Source organism: Porphyromonas levii (assembly GCF_018206105.1).
Classification (GTDB): Bacteria; Bacteroidota; Bacteroidia; order Bacteroidales; family Porphyromonadaceae; genus Porphyromonas_A; species Porphyromonas_A levii.
On the sequence record NZ_JADRGN010000011.1, the window covers coordinates 1 to 19,693 of the forward strand.

Consider the following 19,693-nt stretch of genomic DNA (forward strand, 5'->3'; position numbering starts at 1 on the left):
ATATTCCATTAAAACAAGGATTAAGACAAAATTTGTTATATTTGTCTGCATCTAATTATTAGTTAACCTATAACGGGTGTGGTAAGTGATAGGGTATGACCTATCATCTCTGCCTTTGATATGAGAAAAGTAGTATTTAAAATCGTTACAGAATGAAGAAATCTATTCTTGCTGCTGGCTGCTTATTGTGTGGGTTGGCAATGCTCGTTGGTAGCTGTACCAAAGAGCGGAGGCTTTTAGAAGAGCCAAGCAATTCGACTGAAGCAAACCAGCGCCCTGACCCTTCTAAGTATGATATACCTGCTGAAGGAGCCGTGCCGGGGCAAGTTTTTATCCGAGTATCTGAAGCTACAGCCAGTAGCTTGCGAGTGACGGGAGGTGGCGATGTAGACCTCCAAGCACTTTCTGTCGAATTATCAGCTACCTTACGATCCATTGATGGAGTGCGTATGCACCGTGTATTCCCTCCTGCAGGTAAGTTTGAGGCCCGCCGACGTGCCGAGGGCTTACACCTCTACTATTATGTACACTTTGATGAGGAGATCCCTTTGCCACAGGCGATGGCCGCTCTCGATCAGGTGCCTGAGGTGGCAATGGTGGAGTTTGTGCCAGTGATACAGCCTATGGGCGATGGTCAGCCCTTTTCCCTTAGGAGTGGGGCGGGGAGTTATCTTGATGTGATACAAACCAATCCTCTCCCCTCTATGGAGCGAAAGAGCGATATGCCCTTTGATGACCCTCTATTACCACAGCAGTGGCACTACAATAATGATGGTACTGTGCCAGGTAGTACGATGGGGGCAGATATCAACCTCTTCAAGGCCTGGAAGATCACTACCGGTACCCCCAATGTGATTGTCAATATCGTTGACACGGGAGTGGATCTTAATCACCCAGACCTTAAAGACAACATATGGGTGAATAGTGCCGAAGCCAATGGTACTCCTGGAGTCGATGATGACAATAATGGCTATGTGGATGATGTGCACGGCTGGTGCTTCGTGACCAATAGTCCTAATATCAAAGGCGAGATGCACGGCACCCATGTGGCGGGCACCGTGGCCGCACGTAATAATAATGGTATTGGCGTATCTGGTGTAGCTGGAGGTAACCATGCCAAAGGTTCTCAGACCGGTGTGCGTCTGATGTCTACTGCGATCCTACGTACTGAGCTTAATGACGAAGGCAAGGAGGTGACCAAGGGTGGTAACCAAGCTGAAGCGATCGTCTATGCTGCTGACAATGGTGCGGTTATTAGTCAAAACTCGTGGGGATGGCCCTCTTATGCCAGTATCAAGACTACTCCCGAGCCTATCAAAAAGGCCATCGCCTACTTCAATAAGTATGCTGGTATAGACAAAGATACCCACACCCAGAGGCCTGAGTCGCCTATGGCAGGCGGTATCATCTTCTTTGCGGCAGGTAATGAACCCAAGGAGTTTACAGCGGTACCCGCTTCGGAGCCAGAGGTGATAGCGGTAGCAGCTTATGGCCCTAGCTATCAGGTGGCTACCTTTAGCACCTATGGCCCTTGGGTAGACATTATGGCACCAGGTGGCGACCTGAAGCGTAATGGTCACCGCGGTGGTGTGATGAGTACGATACCCGCCATTAATGGCTCATATGCCAATGCCTACGACGCCTACGATGGTACCTCTATGGCTTGCCCACATGCCAGCGGTATCGCGGCTTTGGTACTCTCGCATCGTGGCAAGATGGGCTATACCGCCAAGCAGCTGAGGCAAACCATCATGGCCGCTACTACTCCTGTCAATGTAGATAAGCTCAATCCCGACAAGAGTGGCAAACTGGGTATAGGTATGATCGATGCCTATCTGGCGCTCACGTTGGATAATCAAAACAAGGCACCTAAGCAACCGATCATCGATCTCCCACAGCCAGTGGAGCAAGACTACACCTCATTAGTGGTGGAGTGGCTCGTGCCTGAGGATGAGGATGATGGCCAACCAGCCTACTATATACTATTGACCAGTCGCACCGCCTTGACTGCCCAAAACCTATTGGATAAGGGTAAGCTGATTGGTCCTCCCAATAATAAGATAAATGGTAAGGATACCAAGGCAGGCGACCGTATGACCTGGACTATCCCTCTCCTCAAGCCAGGAGAGGAGCATTTCTTTGCCCTTATCGCAGTTGATAGATGGGGCAATAGATCTGAGCCTGTCTTCTTCTCAAGGAAGACCAAGGAGAATAGTGCCCCAGAGATCACCAATATTCCGACTGAGCCACTCAAGGTGGTCAATGCCAGTGGCCCTGCTACCTATGAGCTGATGGTCGAGGAGGTCGATGGCCACTCTTGGAAGGTGGAGTCCGCAGGTACCCTCACCGGTGTGACCCTCTATCAGCGGCAAGATAAGATAGAGGTGGTGCTCCGCTCTGCGTTGCCACAAGGGGAGTATACCTTTACCCTTACGCTTACTGACCAATTGGGTGCGGTAAGTAGCTATGAGATACCTTTTGTGGTGGTAAGAGCCACTAAGCCATTGGTGATCCAAAGCATCCCTGATCAGCTTGTGGGTAAAAGAGAGGAGCCAATTGTCTTTGACCTGACTCAGTTTGTCGACCACAATCCCTACTTACAGCATGAGTATACCGTCCGCTCCATGGATCCTAATACTGCCATTGCTCAGGTAGAGGGTAGCAAGATATCCATCAAAGGGTTGCGACAAGGGCAGACCACCATTAGTGTCAATGTATCCAATGGTTTTTACAGCACCACCATTAACCTACTGGTGAGTGTGATAGAGGATACCGAAGCCGATGTACATGCTATCTGGCCACTGCCAGCCAAGAAGTTTATCAATATATGGCTCAATGCCAAGCATAAACAGGCAGAGGTAGTGATCCGCTCTGAGATGGGTGAGCAGCTTTCCAAGCAAGTATTGACATCCCAAGACGATGGCCAAGGCAATGGCTTTGTGGTACTCGATGTCAGCTCCTTGCCTTATGGCACCTATATACTTGAGGTAGTGACAGGTGGCAGACGTACCGAGCAGATATTCCTCAAAATGTAAATCACCCTTCCACACTAACTAATTGATATAAAATGATACAGATATACAATGTAAATAGGAGGGGGTTCGCCCTGCTGGCAGTGCTACTCATAGCCAGCATATGCACTCCTTGGCTACACGCACAGAGTGGTAGAGCATTTACCTTCCTCGATTATCCAACCGACGCCCGTGCCTTAGCTCTAGGGCGTGCCACACTACTCCATAGCCATCAGCACCAGATCTACCTTAATCCCGGAGCCTTTATGGATCAGGATAGGCACTTCTCGGTGGGTGTGACGAGTGATTTCTTTCCACTTCCTGAGAGTAAGGTGGGCGACAAAACCTATTCCACCATCTCATTGGCGGCACGTATACACCCCAATCACGCACTCTTTGCAGGCTTTCGGTTTCACGGCGGTTATGGCTACCGTACCCTCCTCGATCAGTGGGGCAAGCAAGGTAAGTTGGTCACCCCCTTTGACTGGACAGCTGATATAGGCTATGCCATTAGGTTGTCGTACGGGTTGTCTCTATTTGCCACAGGAGGGCTACTCACCACCTACAATGGTCAGCAGGGGACCTATGGAGCCCTCTTCTCACTGGGAGCCAATTGGCAGACTCAGCTTATGCTGGCAGGGAAAGTACAGGAGCTCAATCTCGCCCTACGTCTGGCCGATGTAGGTCCCAAGGTGACCTATCCAAGCAAAGACTCATTTTCGCTCCCTACACGTCTGGAGATGGAGGCAGAGCTGACGGTCGACCTCGATGTAGTACACCAATTGACCCCTGTAGTGGGTGCCAGATACTACTTCCCCAATGACAATTACTCACTCTTCCAAGCCCATATGGGATTGGAGTATCGCTATGCCGGCTTTATCGCCCTACGCTCAGGCTGCCTACTGGGCAGCAATGATAGCCACTGGTGGAGCACGGGTGGGGGTATTACCTATAGAGGTTTTGACCTGCAGATAGGATATGCCAAGCACTTTAAGCTCTCCAAGGCCAATATCTGGAGTGCGACATTGGGATTTAATTTTTAGAGAAATAAGTGATAAAACAATACAAGAGATATAAGAGATGATGAAGACGAGCTTTAAAACAATCGTTAATGTGGTGTGCTCATTGGCCACTGCGATTATGCTAATCAGCATAGTGACAAGCTGTATTCCCGAGGATAAAAGCCCTAACTCAGCCGTAGAGGGCGCCATTACCCTTTCTACCAACGAACTTAAACTGGGAGCTAATGCGATGGATCCTACACCAATGGTGACAGTGACCACCGAATACACTAGTTGGGAACCTACCTCTACTGCTAGCTGGCTCACTGCTACTAGGCAAGCCAATAGCATCATTATCGGCACCAAGCCCAACACTAGTGACGAGGTAAGAGAGGCTGATGTATTGATCATTACTGGCGGGTCTGTGGCCAAAGTACATGTGACCCAAGAGGGTGGCGGTGCCCCAGGTGCAGGCACTCCTACCACACTCACTCTGGATATAGAACCCCTCAATATAGAGGTGCCTACTGAGGGTGATCGTTATCTCGTGAGGGTTGCTACAGAGGATAAGGAGTGGAAGGTAGAGACCAATAAGGAGCATACTTGGGTAGTGGCACGCCAATTTCCTGGCTTCTTTGAGCTCACCGTACATCCTAATGACCAATCTACCGAGCGTACTTCCCAGATCTATGTCACCATGGGCGACGAGAGCAAGAGTATAGAGATCAAGCAAGCGGCTAACCTTGCCAAGGATAAGTATGGTTTGCCTTTCTTTAGTATCTACTTTGACATTAAATCTCTACTGAAGTATGAGGTAGAGGAGCGTGGCGGTACTATGATCAGCTACAAACCAGGTGGTTATACTGTTAATATGAACATGGAGATCACCTGGATCCCAGCAGTGTTGATCTTCTCGCCCACTCAGTCTGAGGTGTTTGATGAGCTCCATTATGAGTACAATAAGCCTTCAGATGCCTTCCGTAGAGCTTGGTTTATCACCAATAAGCGTGAGGAGCTCATGATGGATAAGTTCCTACCATACCTTGAGCAACAAGGTTTTAAGCGCGAGGAGACGGAAATGGATGATAATTTCAACTACTATGCGGTTAAGAAGATAGATGATGCCCTTACAATCGCTGTACAAGTTGAGATTGCTGAAAGTGAGGCAGCCCCTCGTAGCTATGTACGTTTTGCCCCAATCTACACTCAGGTGGAGGATTATGCGACCTACCCCAGCTTCCCTTATGAGGCTAAGGAGACCATAGAGAAGGGTATCAAATTGGCTGATGTAAAGGAGATTATCGCTAAGCAGAAAGGCAATATCGTGCAGCAACGAAAAGTGAGTGAAATTAGTGCCAAAACCTTTGACAAAGAAAAGTATGGAGAGGAGCTCTATGAGGTAACCTCTGAGGTGCCAAGCAGCAGCCATGCCGATATCGTCAATAGGCGTTACCGCTTTGATTGGCGCTATAAAACCGCTACTGAAGACCTCGGTAAGGTATTCCAAGTATGGGAGTACCGCAAAGATGTCAATAAGATGATGTGGCAAAACCCTAACCGTGAGTGGCGACCCACGCGAGAGTTTAGTAAGCTGTTGGTGCAAGAAGGCTTCGAATACGATATGATGGAAACTCTCAAAAGTAAAGGGGCTGGATATGAATATCTCAAGAAAGTAACCTACAAGGGCGAGTCATGTGAGTTCCGCATCTTCTTTGGCGTAGTCAATGATGGGATTGGCAGTGTCGACTACATCAACAACGGCAGCAGAGCTCTCTATGTGATCTTCTACTACAAAAAGGCGAGATGATCACATTCCCAATTTCCTCTTGTAGAGACGCAACATGCTGTGTCTCTACAAGAGGAAATTGGTTGTATAAGCTTTTATAAACGGAGTCGGGATGGGTAACTTGTGATAGAGGCTTGCGACAGATGTGGACGGACACATTGGTATCACCCTTACTTGTTGACCGTAACTACCCCATTTTATATTTACTCAAGTTTCCAAAGTGGTAAGCCGACCCGAAGGGTCGCACTCAGGCAGAGTTGTCGGCGACCATATTCCATTAAAACAAGGATAAGCACTGTATATTCAGTGTATTATGGTAAGTGTATGAGTTTATTTATTAGTAGAATTTGTGCTATTGTCACCAACTAATAGGTACGTTTGTAATGTTGTCGATAACAGAAGTAACCTATATTGTCGGTATTATTATGGATTTGATTCTAAACACGTTCGGCACCTCTCTAAGCCGAGATAATGAGGCTTTTGTAGTTCATCATAAAGATGGCAACCAAAGGCTACCAGTGGATGGTATCAGCGCTATTCATATCAGTCGTGGTGCTCAGATAACCAGTGATGCAGTGCTTTTGGCCATAGAGCATGAGATAGCGGTGCTTTTTATGGACAGGCAGGGTCATCCTATAGGTCGGGTGTGGAGCAATAAGTATGGGTCAATATCTACTATTCGTAAAGGGCAACTCAACTTTACCTTCTCTCCTGATGCTATCACGTGGATCAAGGGTGTCATAGAAAAGAAGATGGAGCATCAGCAAGCGCTTATCTTGGCTATGAGGGTACAGGACTCTGCCATACAGAAGATGGTAGATCGTGCAATACGTAAGATTGTAGACTACCAGACCAAGGTGAATGCACTGAGTGGAGACGTTATTTCAGATATTGCCCCTAACCTTAGGGGATGGGAGGGGCAAGCATCCAAGATATACTTTCAGACACTCAACCTATTTATTCCAGAGCATCTTCGCTTTGCCCAACGTTCGCAGCATCCTGCGCTTGATGTGGTCAATGCTATGCTCAACTATGGATATGGTATCCTCTATGGTAAGGTGGAGGGGGCACTTATTCGAGCTGGTATAGATCCATACGTGGGGGTATTCCACAGAGATGATTACAATCGACCTGTGCTTGTATATGATGTGATAGAGATTTATAGGGTATGGGTCGAATACGTGGTGATGACTTTGGTGTCTCAGCACGATATTACTGATGAGTTTTACTCGGTGAAGGCCGATGGATCATATTGGCTCGAGGGATTGGGGCGAAGGATAGTGGTGCAATCACTTAATGACTACCTTGATGAAGTGGTACTAATTAATGGGCTTCAGAGGAGTAGGGAGCAGCATATTATCCTCTATGCACAGAACCTAGCACAGGTGTTTAAGAAGCATCAATAACTCTCCACAAGTCTTTTGAATTATTATGCTACATGCAGGAAGTCACATAGCTACTTCGGGTGACCCTCTTTCCAAGGTGCCACTAGACTATCTTTACCACTCTATCAAGAATCCAAAGCCTCATATCCTCAATAGAATAAAGCAACTAAGAGCAGTACGAAACATAGATCCTAAGCAATATTCTCTCCTTAAGCGAGATCTTCCGTATATAGTCTGTGGGGCATTTAATCCAGCAGTTAGGCGCACCGAGAACTTTGCTTTTACTTCATACTTTATTATTGACATTGACCACGTGGCAGAGAAGGGGCTTGAACTTACTGCCCTACGAGAAAAGATAGAGGCGGATAGCCGTGTACTCCTATCTTTTGTCTCCCCTAGTGGAGATGGGCTGAAACTACTTTTCCACCTTTCTGAACGGTGCTACGATGCTGGCGTCTTTTCTCTCTTCTATAAGCTCTTTGTAAGAGACTTTTCTATTCAATATGGTCTAGACCAGGTAGTGGATAGTAAAACAAGTGATGTCACACGTGCTTGTTTTATTAGTTATGACCCAGAAGTCTACTATAATTCTGAGGCCACACCTGTGGATCTGGGGGCTCTTGTAGACAGTCGGAATCCCTATATGATGTTTGGGGAGAAGAAGAGACTGGAAGAGGATGAGAAATATAGAGAAGAGGAGCAGGAAAAGAGTGCTACACCCAAGGGAGATGTAGACCAAGAGGTGATGCAACGTATCAAAGAGATTTTAGGGAAAGTACCACCTAAGCCGGATAAGCCAGCTCCTTATGTGCCAGAGCAATTAAATATGATTATGACCGAGCTTTCTACCTATATCACTGAGACAGGACTGATAGTAGACGAGGTGATAAATATTAGTTATGGCAAGAAGATTCGTGCCAGTGTTGGAACAAATAAGGCGGAGATAAATCTTTTCTTCGGTAAGCGGGGGTACTCTGTGGTGCAATCTCCACGTACTGGGACATCTGCCGAGCTTAATGAAGCTCTAGCCAAAATGGTGGAGAGCTTTGTTTACAATCGCATATAGACTAGGGTATTGTTTTGTAAACTGAGGTCTTCTATGGGAACTTAGATATGGGAAGCAATAAGAAAAAACAGGAGGAGTTGAGTTTCCCTGAACGAATGAGGAAGTTCAGACGTGCTGGACTTACACCTCCAGTCACGCCTAATAGACCAAAAGCGAACTTGGAGGGGCTCAGTACTATTACTGAGCGTGTAGAGGTGATTTTTGATATTGTAAAGAGAGATAATAGACCTGCAAATTATATGTTGTTTTTTGTAATGTACGATATTGAGAGCAATAAGGTGCGCACTCAAGTGGCAAAGTACCTGCTTAAAGAGGGGTGTTTACGGGTACAGAAGTCTATATTCTTGGCAGACCTTCCTATTGCGAAGTACGATAAAATACGAAGTGAACTGGCTGAAGTACAAGCCTGTTATGACAATGAGGATAGCATCCTCATTGTCCCTATATCTACAGACTACCTGCAAGCGATGAAGGTTATCGGTGCTGCAATTGACGTGGATCTAATACTAAAGAGGAAAAATACACTCTTTTTCTAGTAATAAAGCATACAGGTACCCTCATTGGTCTATTGTACGAAATAGTAAATCATGGTGTTGCGCACCGTCTTATCTTGCCTTAGCCCGATATCTGGGCTTTTTCAAAGGTCGTAAAAAAGTGGTAACTTCGCAGGGAATTTATTGGAGTTATAGTATGGAGAATATTAGGAGGTATGAGCGGGAAGATCTCGCACGTGCACTAGAGGTATTGGAGCAGGGTGGGCTCATCCTTTACCCTACCGATACGATATGGGGTATTGGCTGTGATGCTACTAATCCCGAGGCGGTAAAAAAAGTATTTGAGCTTAAGCATAGGGAGGACGCTAAGGCGCTAATCAGTATTGTGGATAGCCCAGCAAAGTTGATCGGACTGATGAAGGAGGTGCCTTTCATAGCGTATGAACTCCTAGATGCTACCACTACTCCACTCACTATCATCTATCCCAAGGTGCACGGATTGGCACCAAATCTTTTGGCTGAGGATGGTAGTGCAGGTATTAGGGTAGTAAGTGATGAACCCTTTTGCCGTGATATGTGCCTGAGGTTTAAGCGCCCTATAGTGAGTACCTCTGCCAATATCTCTGGAGCACCCTCTCCTACGTGCTTCGCTGATATTTCTGATGAGATACTTGGCGGTGTAGATTATGTGGTACAGCACAGACAAGACGACACGAGTAAGGGCAAGGCTTCTAGCATTATTAAACTAGAGGCAGATGGTTCATTTAAGCTAATTCGATGACACAGGGGCAAGGTATATTGACAACGGAGGAGACTAAGGGCAAGAGAATCTTACGCCGTTTTTTGGAATGGAGAGAAGCGAGGATTCCCGAACAGTTCTTTATCCTTATCCTAGCATTCGTAGTAGGTGTACTCTGTTCGGTAGCTGCTGCGCTCCTCAAAAAAGCCATCCACCTGATTGCCGACTATGGTACCCGGCTTTTTACTGTGGATGATCTTTATATCGGTTATCTATTTACTCCGGTGATAGGTGTATTGATCACCTATCTCTTTGTGAAGTATATAGTGAAGGACGATATCAGCCATGGTGTTACAAAGATACTCTATGCCCTGAGCCAGCGCAAGAGCCGCCTCAAGCCCCACAATATGTGGAGCTCTATTGTGGCATCATCTATCACTATCGGTATGGGTGGTTCGGTAGGAGCGGAGTCGCCAATAGTGATGACTGGTTCGGCTATTGGTAGCAATATAGGTAGGTTCTTCCATCTCGAACATAAAAACCTCATGCTGCTCCTTGGCTGTGGTGCTGCTGGCGCAGTGGCAGGTATATTCAAAGCCCCTATTACAGGGCTTATCTTTGTGATCGAGGTCTTGCTCATGGATCTTACGCTTACCTCTGTGATGCCATTGCTTATCTCTTCGGTTACTGCCGCATCTATCTCTTACCTCATCTTTGGTACCGAAGCGCAGTTCGCCTACACCGCCACAGAGGCTTTCGATATGAGTCGTATGCCTTGGGTGATTGTATTGGGGATACTCTGTGGGCTTAGCGGACTCTATTTTACCAAGATATCATTCGGATTAGAGCGTAAGCTCAAGGGTATGGGCAATTATTGGCAGAGGCTGATTGTATGTGCTCTTATCCTCAGTTCGCTTATCTTCCTCCTGCCTCCGCTGTATGGTGAGGGTTATATCACCATCAGTTCCTTGATAGGGAGTGATCCGGGCGAGATTATGAAGGGGTCACTATTTGAGCGACTCGAAGGAGAGTTCTGGGTATTCCCGCTTTTCCTCCTCCTTGCCATATTCACCAAGGTATTTGCCACCGTTGCTACCAATGCCGGAGGTGGTGCTGGTGGCGTCTTTGCACCTAGTCTCTTCGTAGGAGCATTGGTAGGCTTTAGCTTCAGTTATCTGATGAATAGCCTTGGGCTCTCAGTGCATCTACCACAGGATAACTTCGCACTCATGGGAATGGCTGGAGTAATGGCTGGAGTGATGCATGCGCCACTTACGGGTACGTTCCTTATAGCAGAGCTAACGGGTGGTTATAATCTCTTCTTGCCCCTACTAGTGGTCTCTACCACAGCCTATGGTACGATTAGGCTCTTTCTTCCTCATAGTATCTATTCGCTTCGACTGGCCGAGCAAGGCAAGCTCCTTACCCACAATAAGGATAAGGCAGTGATGACCCTCATGCAAGTAGATCACGTACTGGAGAATGACTTCAGTATCCTATCACCAAGTATGACGCTGGGCGATACCGTAAGGATATTCGGTGAGAGCAAACGCAATATCTTCCCTGTAGTGAATGAGAAAGGGCGTATGGTAGGCGTGGTATTGCTGGATAATATCCGTAATATTATGTTCCGTCCTGAGCTCTACGATCGCTTCAAGGTGGAGACCTTTATGGTATCTCCAGCCGCTAGGGTGGTCAATACGATGAGTATGGACGAGATAATGACGACTTTCGACGATACTGGAGTGTGGAATCTTCCTGTGGAGGACGAAGAGGGAAGGTACTTAGGTTTTGTCTCAAAGTCGATGATATTTAATCAATATCGTTCGGTACTGAATGAGAACTTTGGAGGGGATTGAGCTTATGAAGATAGTATACTTTGGTACGCCCGACTTCGCTAGTTATATTCTAGAATATCTAGTGGCAAAGGGCAATGATATAGTGGGAGTAGTTACCGCTCCTGATAAACCTGCAGGCCGTGGGCATAAGCTCCGCCCTTCGGCAGTAAAGGAAGTGGCTCTAAGGGTATTGCCCGAGGTGCCACTCTTACAGCCTGAGAGCCTCAAGGATGAGGCATTCTTGGCTCAGCTAGAGGCGCTCCAAGCAGATCTATTTATAGTGATTGCCTTCAGGATGTTGCCTAAAGAGGTGTGGGGCATGCCTAAGCAAGGGACTTTCAATCTACACGCATCACTACTGCCACAGTACCGTGGCGCTGCGCCTATCCAGCATGCTATTCTCAATGACGATGCGAAGACAGGCGTCACTACCTTCCTCCTCAATGAGGGGATAGACCAAGGCAAGATACTGATGCAAGAGGAGATAGAGATAGCTACCGATGAGACTGGTGGCTCGCTCCATGATAAGCTGATGCAGCTCGGCGCTGAGGTATCCTACAAGACGGTGCGAGGTCTTGCCGAGGGCACTATCACGCCTCGCCCACAAGCAAGTGATGAGGGGATAAAGTACGCCACAAAGATATTCAAGGAGGACCGTCTATTGAGCTTCCAGTATAGTTCCGCAAGGAAGTTAGAGCTAAGGGTACGTGCTATGAGCCCTTATCCCACGGCTATAGCAGTGATGGGAGATGAAGAAATCAAGGTATTCAATGCTCGGGAAGTTCCTTCCCTTGGAGCTAAATCACCAGGCACTTCGGTGGTTACAGATAGTACCCTTATGGTGCAGTGCCAAGAAGGGGCTTTGGAATTATTGGAAGTACAATTCCCCAATAAGCGCCGTACTACAGTGCGCGACTACCTGCTGGGGAATAAAATAGAGGATGGAGTAATATTTAAGTAGCTAAGCAGTATGGGGAAGTTATTAGGCAATATCATTTGGTGGCTCTTTGGCGGCATTGCTACTGCCCTTGAGTATTTCAGTGCGGGACTCGTACTATGTGTAACGATCATCGGTATACCGCTTGGGCTACAGCTCTTCAAGCTAGGCCTTGTGATGCTCTTCCCTTTCGGGAGTAAGGTATCAGGTGCGAGCACCAACCCTATCGGTGTTATTGGTAATGTGCTTTGGGCACTTCTTGCAGGTATCTGGATTGCGCTTACCCATATCCTAATAGGAGTAATACTCTTTATTACCATCATAGGAATTCCTTGGGGACAAAAGCACTTCAAGTTTGCCAAAGTAGCCTTTGCTCCCTTTGGTAGAGAGGTAGAGATTCTAGCTTGATGAGTGAGAGAAAGGCAATAGGAGTTTTCGACTCTGGTTACGGAGGGCTTACGGTATTGAGTGAGCTCCAACGCATTCTGCCTCAGTACGATTACTTGTATCTGGGGGATAATGCCCGCGCACCATACGGTTCGCACTCCTTTGAGCTTATCTATAAGTATACACGGCAGGGGGTCAACTATCTGTTTTCCCAAGGGTGTCCGCTTGTTATCCTTGCTTGTAATACCGCTTCGGCAAGAGCCCTTCGGCAGATACAGATGTGCGACCTACCCAATAGCAGCGACCCTACTCGGCGTGTGTTAGGCGTTATCCGACCCACAGTGGAGTACCTTGGACAGCAGTCTGCCAATGGTCACATGGAGGTCGGGCTTGTAGCTACCGAAGCTACGGTAGCAAGCAACTCCTATCAGATAGAGACGGAGAAATATGCGCCTAATGTCCACCTCGTCCAGAAGGCGACCCCACTTTGGGCAGCCCTTGTAGAGAGAGGCGAGATAGGCGATAATCCTGGGGTCAATTACTTTGTACAGCGAGATCTAGCAGCATTACAACAGATGTCGCCCGATATGCAAGCCCTAGTGCTGGCATGTACCCACTATCCTATGCTTCTCCCTCGTATTCATCAAGCTCTTCCAGAACATATCCAAGTGATACCCCAAGGGGCAATCGTGGCTCATTCGCTCCAAGACTATCTACAACGCCATCCAGAGATGGATAGACGGCTTAGTAAAAATGGTGCTACCACCTATTGTACTACTGAGAACGACCAACGCTTTGCTACCATGGCGGATTACTTCATGCCCAACCACGTCAATAGCGAAGTGGTTAATCACGTCTCCCTCAGCGACTACTAAAATAGCTATTCCCAAACGTAGCTAACGCTGTCCAAATAAACATCCGTAATACATCCCCTTTCTTTGTAATAGCTAATGCGCATGCTGTGGCTTGCGGTATCGGGCAAATTTATTCCTAGGAATAAATTTATCTTTCTGTACAAATAAAAATATTTATCTCTAGAAATAAAAATGTTTATTCCTAGAGAAAAATTTCGCTGCTCAGGCGAGCCGTGATTAGTCCTCGCTAGAGTAGCAGTCGGGTAAAGGCTAATGGGCCTTCGTCCTCAGGGGTGACCGTTAGCACGCTGAAGTCTTTGCTGACCACAAAGGGTGCCTTTTCATCTTTGTAGACTAGAGCTCCTTGGAAGTCCTTGTAGTGGTACTCGTATTGTGCTTCATCCTTGTAGGATTTTGTAGTATCCATCACATACTTGTAGTCTATCACTTCGGTCACCGCATCATTCGTATTGAATGTGAGTGTCCAAGTAATGATACAGACGAGTTTGCCGTCAGCCCCTTTTTCTCTCTCTATGTGTTGCCAGCTTGTACCCGTAAGGGAGCTTCCTACAGGTTTATCTCCATTACAGCTCAAGAGCCCAATTGCCAGCATTGCGGAGGTCAGTAGGAATAAAATACTTTTCTTCATATTCGTTCGTTATTCGTTTGAATGGTTAGTGAAATATTACCGGCTCACACTAGTTCTATACGGGGTAAGACTAGGAAGTGAGTAGTAGGATAATTTGTAGCGAGGTAGGTACGAAGGTATTCGCGGCTATCCTCGGTGACGATAGGGTCGTAGGTGAGTCCCTCGTTGTATACCACAAGAGGAATCTCTAGCCCTCGACTAGCGATAGCTTCGAGGCTAAGGAGGGTATGATTGATACTACCGAGCTGTGCTGTGGTTACGAGAATCACAGGGAGCTTCTGCCCCGCTACATACTCTAGGGTAAGTAGGTCTCGGGTGATAGGCACCATAAGCCCTCCAGCTCCCTCGAGGAGTACCTTTTCGTACTTCCCAATAAGCTGTGCTGTAGACTGGGTCGCCAGCGAAATATCTACCGTAGTACCCTCTAGTTCGGCAGCGATATGTGGCGAAGCGGGTTTGGCGTATAGGATAGGGTGGGTTGTATGGTCGATATCCTCGGGTAGTAGTTCACGCCCCTCTATTTTACGGTGCGTGAGGATGTCATCGCTCATCTCGATACAACCTGTCTGCACCAGTTTTTGGGTAATCACATTGACCCCCTCTGATAGTAACTGTCGACTGAGCCAGCCGGTGGCAATGCTCTTACCGGCATCGGTATCTATCCCTGATACGAAGTGTACGGGTGCCGTAAGTATTTCTGATAGTTTCATCGTTTTGCTATTATGATAAGTGGTTTGTACGTTAGGGTCAGGGGGGCGCTGTCGGATAGACCACGCTCCTCACGCATTAGCCTTTCCAGCTGTTGGAGTCGGACTGGCGTCCAAGAGCCCTCTACCTGCTGGGTAAAGGCATTGGCGCCTGTAGCCTTGATGTGTTTGAGAAGCGCAAGTAGGTGGGGAAACTTTAGCTGTCGGCTACTACCACGTATCGTTATTTGTTCGTAGCCAAGTCCCTCTAGCTGAGTGCTTATCTCCTGGTGTGTAGGATAGTGCAACGATTGGGGTAGTATCGACTGTAGTTCCCAGAAGTGTCCCTGAGCAAAGATTGAGGCCGCCACAATGGCTCCCTCATGGGTGTATTGTAGCCCCTTTCGGAAGTAGTGGGTCATATTGTCCCACCACTGTATAGAGCAATTGGAGATGACGAGGTCTTGATGCTCTACCCAGGGAATACGCTCTGCATCTCCGAGGAGGAAGTTGAAGTCCTGTGCGAGCCGTTCCTGTACCACTTGCCGAGCTTCAGGCACAATATCATTGAGGGTAAGGCTGGTGATACCCTTGCCGTATTGTTGCGCTATCAAGCTGGAGAGGAAGCCAGTACCACACCCAAGCTCTAATACCCTATGAGGGGCGAAGCCTGGTTGAGCTTCTTGGATGAGGTCTAGCATCTCTGCCGCCACCAACTGCTGCACAGTAGCTTCTTGGTCGTAGGTGATGAGTGCCTTGGAGAAGCGATTGAGGACTATGGTCTTATCTATATTCATAGTCGGAAGATCTGATCCCAGCTTTGATACTCCATAAGAGGGTAGTGCCCTAGTCCCTCTAGGAGATGAATGGGGATATGGTGCCGCACCCAGTAAGCTACTTGATTATTAGTAGGTACCACGAGGTCTTTCGTCCCGACTATTGCCTCACTCCAAGCGAGCCTAGGCGGAGTATTGTCGGGCAGATCCTTGACTAGGAGGTAGGCGCTGTTCAGCTCTTCTTTGAGATCTTCGGTATTACGAGCTGCGAAGGTATTGAAGACAGCTAGGAGCTTCTTACCCCCACACATGCGGCGATTGAATCGCTCTCTATTGTCATCGTCTAATCCCTTCATCGTGCCACGGAAGGTCTCATTGGGGATGCCGTACTGGTCGTTCATGGGGAGAGGGGTACCATTGATGGCAATTGCCTTAGTGGGCTTGGGTAGATGCTCGGCTAGGGTATCTAGCGCCCATACTCCCATGCTCCAAGCTGCCATATACACCTCTTTATATTCCCCTAGGGGTGGGAGCTCTTGGGGCGAAACGGTACGAAAATCATAGGCTGTAAGGTAGTCGCACCCCTCAGGTAGCTGTAGGTGTGCTGCTACTTCGGGGGTTGTGCCCCAGCCAGTAAAGAATATGAGTAGGCGGTCGTTGCCTTCTTGATGTATTAAATTTGTCTGCATAAGTTAGCTATCTTGGTGACCTCTGTTTCGCTCATGGCTGCGGTGAGAGATATTCTTAGGCGCTCGCTGCCCGCAGGGACAGTGGGTTTGCGAATAGGACGGATGTAGAGTCCATGGCTGAGAAAGAGCTCTGCTGCCCTTTGTACCTGCTCCTCCCCTGGTACTATCAGGGGGATAATCTGGCTCTCAAAATGGGTGCCGAGCTGTTGATTGAGTTGCTGGATGAGTGCTCTGAGGTATGCTCTTCGGCTATCCATTTGTGCTACTTGCTCAAATACATATTGGCTCCACGCCACCTGTATAGGTGGTAGAGCGGTGGAGAATATCAGTGGTCTTGCTCGGCTTACGAGGAGGTGGCGGAGGGTGTCGCTCTGGATAGAGTAAGCGCCGACCGACCCTAGGGCTTTTCCGAGAGTGCCGACCAATAGGTCGACCTTTGGGAGAAGCCCCAATTGGCTGGCATATCCGAGACCACCCTCTCCGTATACACCTACGGCATGAGCCTCGTCTACATAGAGGTGAAGGTGAGGGTACTCCTCCTTGAGTGCTGCTATGTCTTGGAGTGGAGCAAAGTCGCCATCCATGCTGAATAGGCTTTCGGTAACTACCCAGATGGTCTGGTAGTCGTGGGCATAGCGGTTCAGTAGCTTACGTAGATGCTCTAGGTCGTTGTGCCGATACCGCTGGAAGGGAGCGCCCGCAAGCCGTAGCCCATCAATGATACTGGCGTGTACCAGTTTGTCGGCTAAAAATAGGGTATTGGGAAGGGCGAGAACCGGGATAATGCCGCTATTGGCATGGTAGCCACTGTCCCACAATAGTGCACTCTCGGAGCGGTAGAGCCCACTGAGGTAGTGCTCGAAGTGCGAAAAGGGGCGGTCGTTGCCCGTAAGGAGGCGCGATGATGCACTGGAGGGGAGAAAGTCGTTGCCCTGCTCCTCTAGGAATCTTTGCCAAAGAGGAATATCTAGTAGCCCAAGGTAGTCGTTGCTATTGAGGTTGAGGTACCATTGCCCCGCCAATTCTACCTCCTTTCCTCTGAGGGAAAGCTCGGGGATAGTGCGGTAGGTGCCCTCGGTCTGACACTGCTGGAGTGCTTCTAAGTACCTATCCATGGATAACGTTGATGAGTCCTTCAATCAGTTGGTGTAGAGCCTCGTCGGTAATAGCTAGGAAGGGCGGCATCAGGTAGACCAGTTTGCCAAATGGGCGCACCCATATCCCTTGGGCGACGAACTTGGGGATAAGGGTTGCCATATCTACTGGTTCCTTCATCTCCACTACGCCAATGGCACCGAGTACACGCACTTCGGCTACCGAATGGTGACGCTCCAGCGGAGCAAGACCTTCGCGAAGCTGTGCCTCTATCTCCCTTACTCGACCTTGCCAATCACGGGAGAGGAGTAGCTCTATTGACCTTTTCGCCACGGCACAAGCCAAAGGATTGCCCATGAAGGTAGGTCCGTGCATGAAGCACCCTGCCTCTCCTCTACAGATAGTATCGGCAATGGACTTGGTGGTAGCGACCACCGAGAGGGTCATGTATCCGCCTGTAAGACTCTTCCCTAGGCAGATAATATCGGGGAGGATAGCGGTGTGGTACGTGGCGAGTAGCTGACCGGTTCGCCCAAAGCCCGTGGCTATCTCGTCGAAGATAAGGAGGCAGAGGTGCTCATTGGCGAGTCTACGCAGTTGGTTGAGGTACTCAGCGTGGTAGAAGTACATACCACCAGCACCTTGTACAATAGGCTCTACGATGATTGCGGCTATCTCCTCGCCATGCTTGCGGAGTAGATCCGCCATTGGTTCTAGGTCATTGGCGTGCCATTCGCCGCCAAACCGACTGTGGGGCTGAGGTACAAAATACTGCACCGGTAGCGTACCCGAGAAGTAGCTGTGCATGCTTGTATCGGGATCGCATACCGACATTGCGTGCCAAGTATCGCCATGGTAGCCACTTCGGATAGATACAAAGTGCTTTTTGGCTCTACTTCCTAGCGACTGCTGATACTGTATCGCCATCTTGAGAGCTACCTCTACTGCTACCGAACCGCTATCGGCATAAAACAATTGGTCTATACCCTCTGGGAGTATCTTCTCCACCAATAGCCGACCTAGCTCTACGGCAGGGCGGTGGGTTAGTCCCCCAAACATCACGTGCGACATTTGCTCCGCCTGATTGGCGAGGGCTTGATTAAGCTCGGGTACATTGTAGCCATGGAGGGCTGCCCACCATGAGCTCATTCCATCGATAAGCTGAGTGTCATCCTCCAGTGTGATAGTGTACCCTTCGGCTTTGGCTACAGGATATACTGCTAGAGGGTCTATTGTGGAGGTGTATGGGTGCCACAAGTGGTTTCTATCCCACTGTAAAAGTTCTTTTGTATTCATTTCCAGTCGGTGGCTTTAGTGGTGTCGTAATCGGCTTCGGCGAAGAGTAGCATATCACGTTCGGCAATAGAGGCAGTGGTGGTCAGTAGTCCACCAGTAATGGCTGCATTGATACCGATGTAGAGTGCTTGCTTCTGGACTTCCATACTCAGTAAAGCACGCCCTCCACTGAAGCGCAAGAAAGCAGTCGGGTTAGCTATTCTAAAGATACAGATAGCCAATAGTACCTCCTCCGCCGATAGGTGCTCCTCATGCTCGAGCGGTGTACCAGGCATCGGATGTAGTATATTGATAGGGATACTCTCTATGCCCAAAGCGGCGAGATATAGGGCGAACTCTGCCCTCTGCTCACGCGACTCTCCCATGCCGATAATACCACCGCTACAGCGCCGCATACCTACCGCCTGTGCGTCGCGTAGGGTCTGCTCTTTCTGCGCCTGCGTATGAGTGGAGCAGAGGTTAGGGAAATGGCTTGGTGCACTCTCCATATTGCAGTGATAGGTTGTGCACCCCGCCTCCCTTAGTTCCCTGAGTGTCTCTCGGGAGGCTAGCCCCAAGGAGGCGCAGAGCTGTAGACCAGTCTCCTCTCTTAGCCTGCGGTACATAGGCGCATAGGTAGATACCTCTTTTTCTGAAGGGCGTTTGCCGCTAGCTACTAGGCTGTAGCGCTTGATGCCTACACGCTCATTGTGCTTAGCGAGTGCCAATACCTCCTCCTCGGGAAGTATTGGATAGGTTTCGCAATTGGTAGCGAAGTGCCCACTCTGAGTGCACCAATGGCAGTCCTCGCTACACTGTCCGCTCTTTACGTTGATGATAGAGCAAGTATCGAAACCATTACCCGAGAGCTCCCTCGTGATACGATGACAAGCCTTGAATAGCTCCTCTCTTGGTGTCTGCTCTACAATTTGGAGCAGCTCAGTCACTGAAGTAATTCTTTCTCCCCCTATTATTCTATCTGCAATATTCATGTGTAAAAGTAAAAAGGTGTGCCTAGGCATACA

At 48.5% G+C, this 19,693-nt stretch carries 18 protein-coding genes; 11 read left to right on the forward strand and 7 right to left on the reverse strand.

Annotation, left to right across the window (positions count from 1 at the left end):
* Nucleotides 1–152 precede the first annotated feature (152 nt).
* The 11 genes from IX315_RS03705 to murI all read left to right on the forward strand — a co-directional run bounded on the left by IX315_RS03705 (nt 153) and on the right by murI (nt 13,519).
* On the forward strand, nt 153–3,035 hold the full coding sequence (locus tag IX315_RS03705) for a S8 family serine peptidase (RefSeq protein ID WP_211830184.1): 2,883 nt from the start codon (nt 153–155) through the stop codon (nt 3,033–3,035).
* 32 nt (nt 3,036–3,067) lie between these two features.
* Nucleotides 3,068–4,054, forward strand: coding sequence for a PorV/PorQ family protein (locus tag IX315_RS03710; RefSeq protein WP_018358426.1), 987 nt, complete (start codon nt 3,068–3,070; stop codon nt 4,052–4,054).
* A 37-nt stretch (nt 4,055–4,091) separates the two neighbouring features.
* On the forward strand, nt 4,092–5,819 hold the full coding sequence (locus IX315_RS03715; RefSeq protein ID WP_026215672.1) for a BACON domain-containing protein: 1,728 nt from the start codon (nt 4,092–4,094) through the stop codon (nt 5,817–5,819).
* Between the two features lie 404 nt (nt 5,820–6,223).
* Nucleotides 6,224–7,204 (forward strand): CRISPR-associated endonuclease Cas1, encoded by a 981-nt coding sequence (gene cas1 / locus IX315_RS03720; protein ID WP_211636984.1) that lies wholly within the window; start codon nt 6,224–6,226, stop codon nt 7,202–7,204.
* Nucleotides 7,205–7,229: 25 nt separating this feature from the next.
* Nucleotides 7,230–8,249 carry a CRISPR-associated primase-polymerase type B gene (locus IX315_RS03725; protein WP_134849671.1) on the forward strand — a complete coding sequence of 340 codons (1,020 nt, stop codon included), beginning with the start codon at nt 7,230–7,232 and terminating at the stop codon, nt 8,247–8,249.
* Nucleotides 8,250–8,296: 47 nt separating this feature from the next.
* Nucleotides 8,297–8,785, forward strand: coding sequence for a CRISPR-associated endonuclease Cas2 (gene cas2 / locus IX315_RS03730; RefSeq protein ID WP_018358422.1), 489 nt, complete (start codon nt 8,297–8,299; stop codon nt 8,783–8,785).
* A 154-nt stretch (nt 8,786–8,939) separates the two neighbouring features.
* Entirely contained in the window at nt 8,940–9,524 is a 585-nt protein-coding gene (locus tag IX315_RS03735) for an L-threonylcarbamoyladenylate synthase (RefSeq protein WP_134849672.1), read from the forward strand.
* Nucleotides 9,521–11,341: a chloride channel protein gene (locus IX315_RS03740; RefSeq protein WP_018358420.1), complete on the forward strand. Its 1,821-nt coding sequence runs from the start codon at nt 9,521–9,523 to the stop codon at nt 11,339–11,341. Before IX315_RS03735 ends, IX315_RS03740 begins: the two co-directional genes overlap by 4 nt.
* A gap of 4 nt (nt 11,342–11,345) precedes the next feature.
* The gene (gene fmt / locus IX315_RS03745) at nt 11,346–12,281 is read left to right on the forward strand and encodes a methionyl-tRNA formyltransferase (RefSeq protein WP_240703984.1); all 936 of its coding nucleotides are present in this window, start codon (nt 11,346–11,348) and stop codon (nt 12,279–12,281) included.
* A 9-nt stretch (nt 12,282–12,290) separates the two neighbouring features.
* Nucleotides 12,291–12,665, forward strand: coding sequence for a YccF domain-containing protein (locus IX315_RS03750; protein ID WP_018358418.1), 375 nt, complete (start codon nt 12,291–12,293; stop codon nt 12,663–12,665).
* Nucleotides 12,665–13,519, forward strand: coding sequence for a glutamate racemase (gene murI / locus IX315_RS03755; RefSeq protein WP_018358417.1), 855 nt, complete (start codon nt 12,665–12,667; stop codon nt 13,517–13,519). Before IX315_RS03750 ends, murI begins: the two co-directional genes overlap by 1 nt.
* A gap of 226 nt (nt 13,520–13,745) precedes the next feature.
* On the opposite strand, the gene IX315_RS03760 is transcribed toward murI, so the two are convergent.
* The 7 genes from IX315_RS03760 to bioB are packed head-to-tail and all read right to left on the reverse strand — an operon-like array spanning nt 13,746 to nt 19,660.
* Nucleotides 13,746–14,147: a hypothetical protein gene (locus tag IX315_RS03760; RefSeq protein WP_018358416.1), complete on the reverse strand. Its 402-nt coding sequence runs from the start codon at nt 14,145–14,147 to the stop codon at nt 13,746–13,748.
* A 44-nt stretch (nt 14,148–14,191) separates the two neighbouring features.
* Nucleotides 14,192–14,857 (reverse strand): dethiobiotin synthase, encoded by a 666-nt coding sequence (gene bioD / locus IX315_RS03765; protein WP_211837199.1) that lies wholly within the window; start codon nt 14,855–14,857, stop codon nt 14,192–14,194.
* Nucleotides 14,854–15,630: a methyltransferase domain-containing protein gene (locus IX315_RS03770; RefSeq protein ID WP_211837200.1), complete on the reverse strand. Its 777-nt coding sequence runs from the start codon at nt 15,628–15,630 to the stop codon at nt 14,854–14,856. The genes bioD and IX315_RS03770 overlap by 4 nt, the downstream gene beginning before the upstream one ends.
* Nucleotides 15,627–16,298 (reverse strand): DUF452 family protein, encoded by a 672-nt coding sequence (locus IX315_RS03775; protein WP_134849678.1) that lies wholly within the window; start codon nt 16,296–16,298, stop codon nt 15,627–15,629. The genes IX315_RS03770 and IX315_RS03775 overlap by 4 nt, the downstream gene beginning before the upstream one ends.
* Nucleotides 16,283–17,413 carry an aminotransferase class I/II-fold pyridoxal phosphate-dependent enzyme gene (locus tag IX315_RS03780; protein WP_211837201.1) on the reverse strand — a complete coding sequence of 377 codons (1,131 nt, stop codon included), beginning with the start codon at nt 17,411–17,413 and terminating at the stop codon, nt 16,283–16,285. Before IX315_RS03780 ends, IX315_RS03775 begins: the two co-directional genes overlap by 16 nt.
* Nucleotides 17,406–18,689, reverse strand: coding sequence for an adenosylmethionine--8-amino-7-oxononanoate transaminase (gene bioA, locus IX315_RS03785; RefSeq protein WP_211641716.1), 1,284 nt, complete (start codon nt 18,687–18,689; stop codon nt 17,406–17,408). Before bioA ends, IX315_RS03780 begins: the two co-directional genes overlap by 8 nt.
* Nucleotides 18,686–19,660 carry a biotin synthase BioB gene (gene bioB, locus IX315_RS03790; protein WP_211637712.1) on the reverse strand — a complete coding sequence of 325 codons (975 nt, stop codon included), beginning with the start codon at nt 19,658–19,660 and terminating at the stop codon, nt 18,686–18,688. Before bioB ends, bioA begins: the two co-directional genes overlap by 4 nt.
* Nucleotides 19,661–19,693 lie beyond the last annotated feature (33 nt).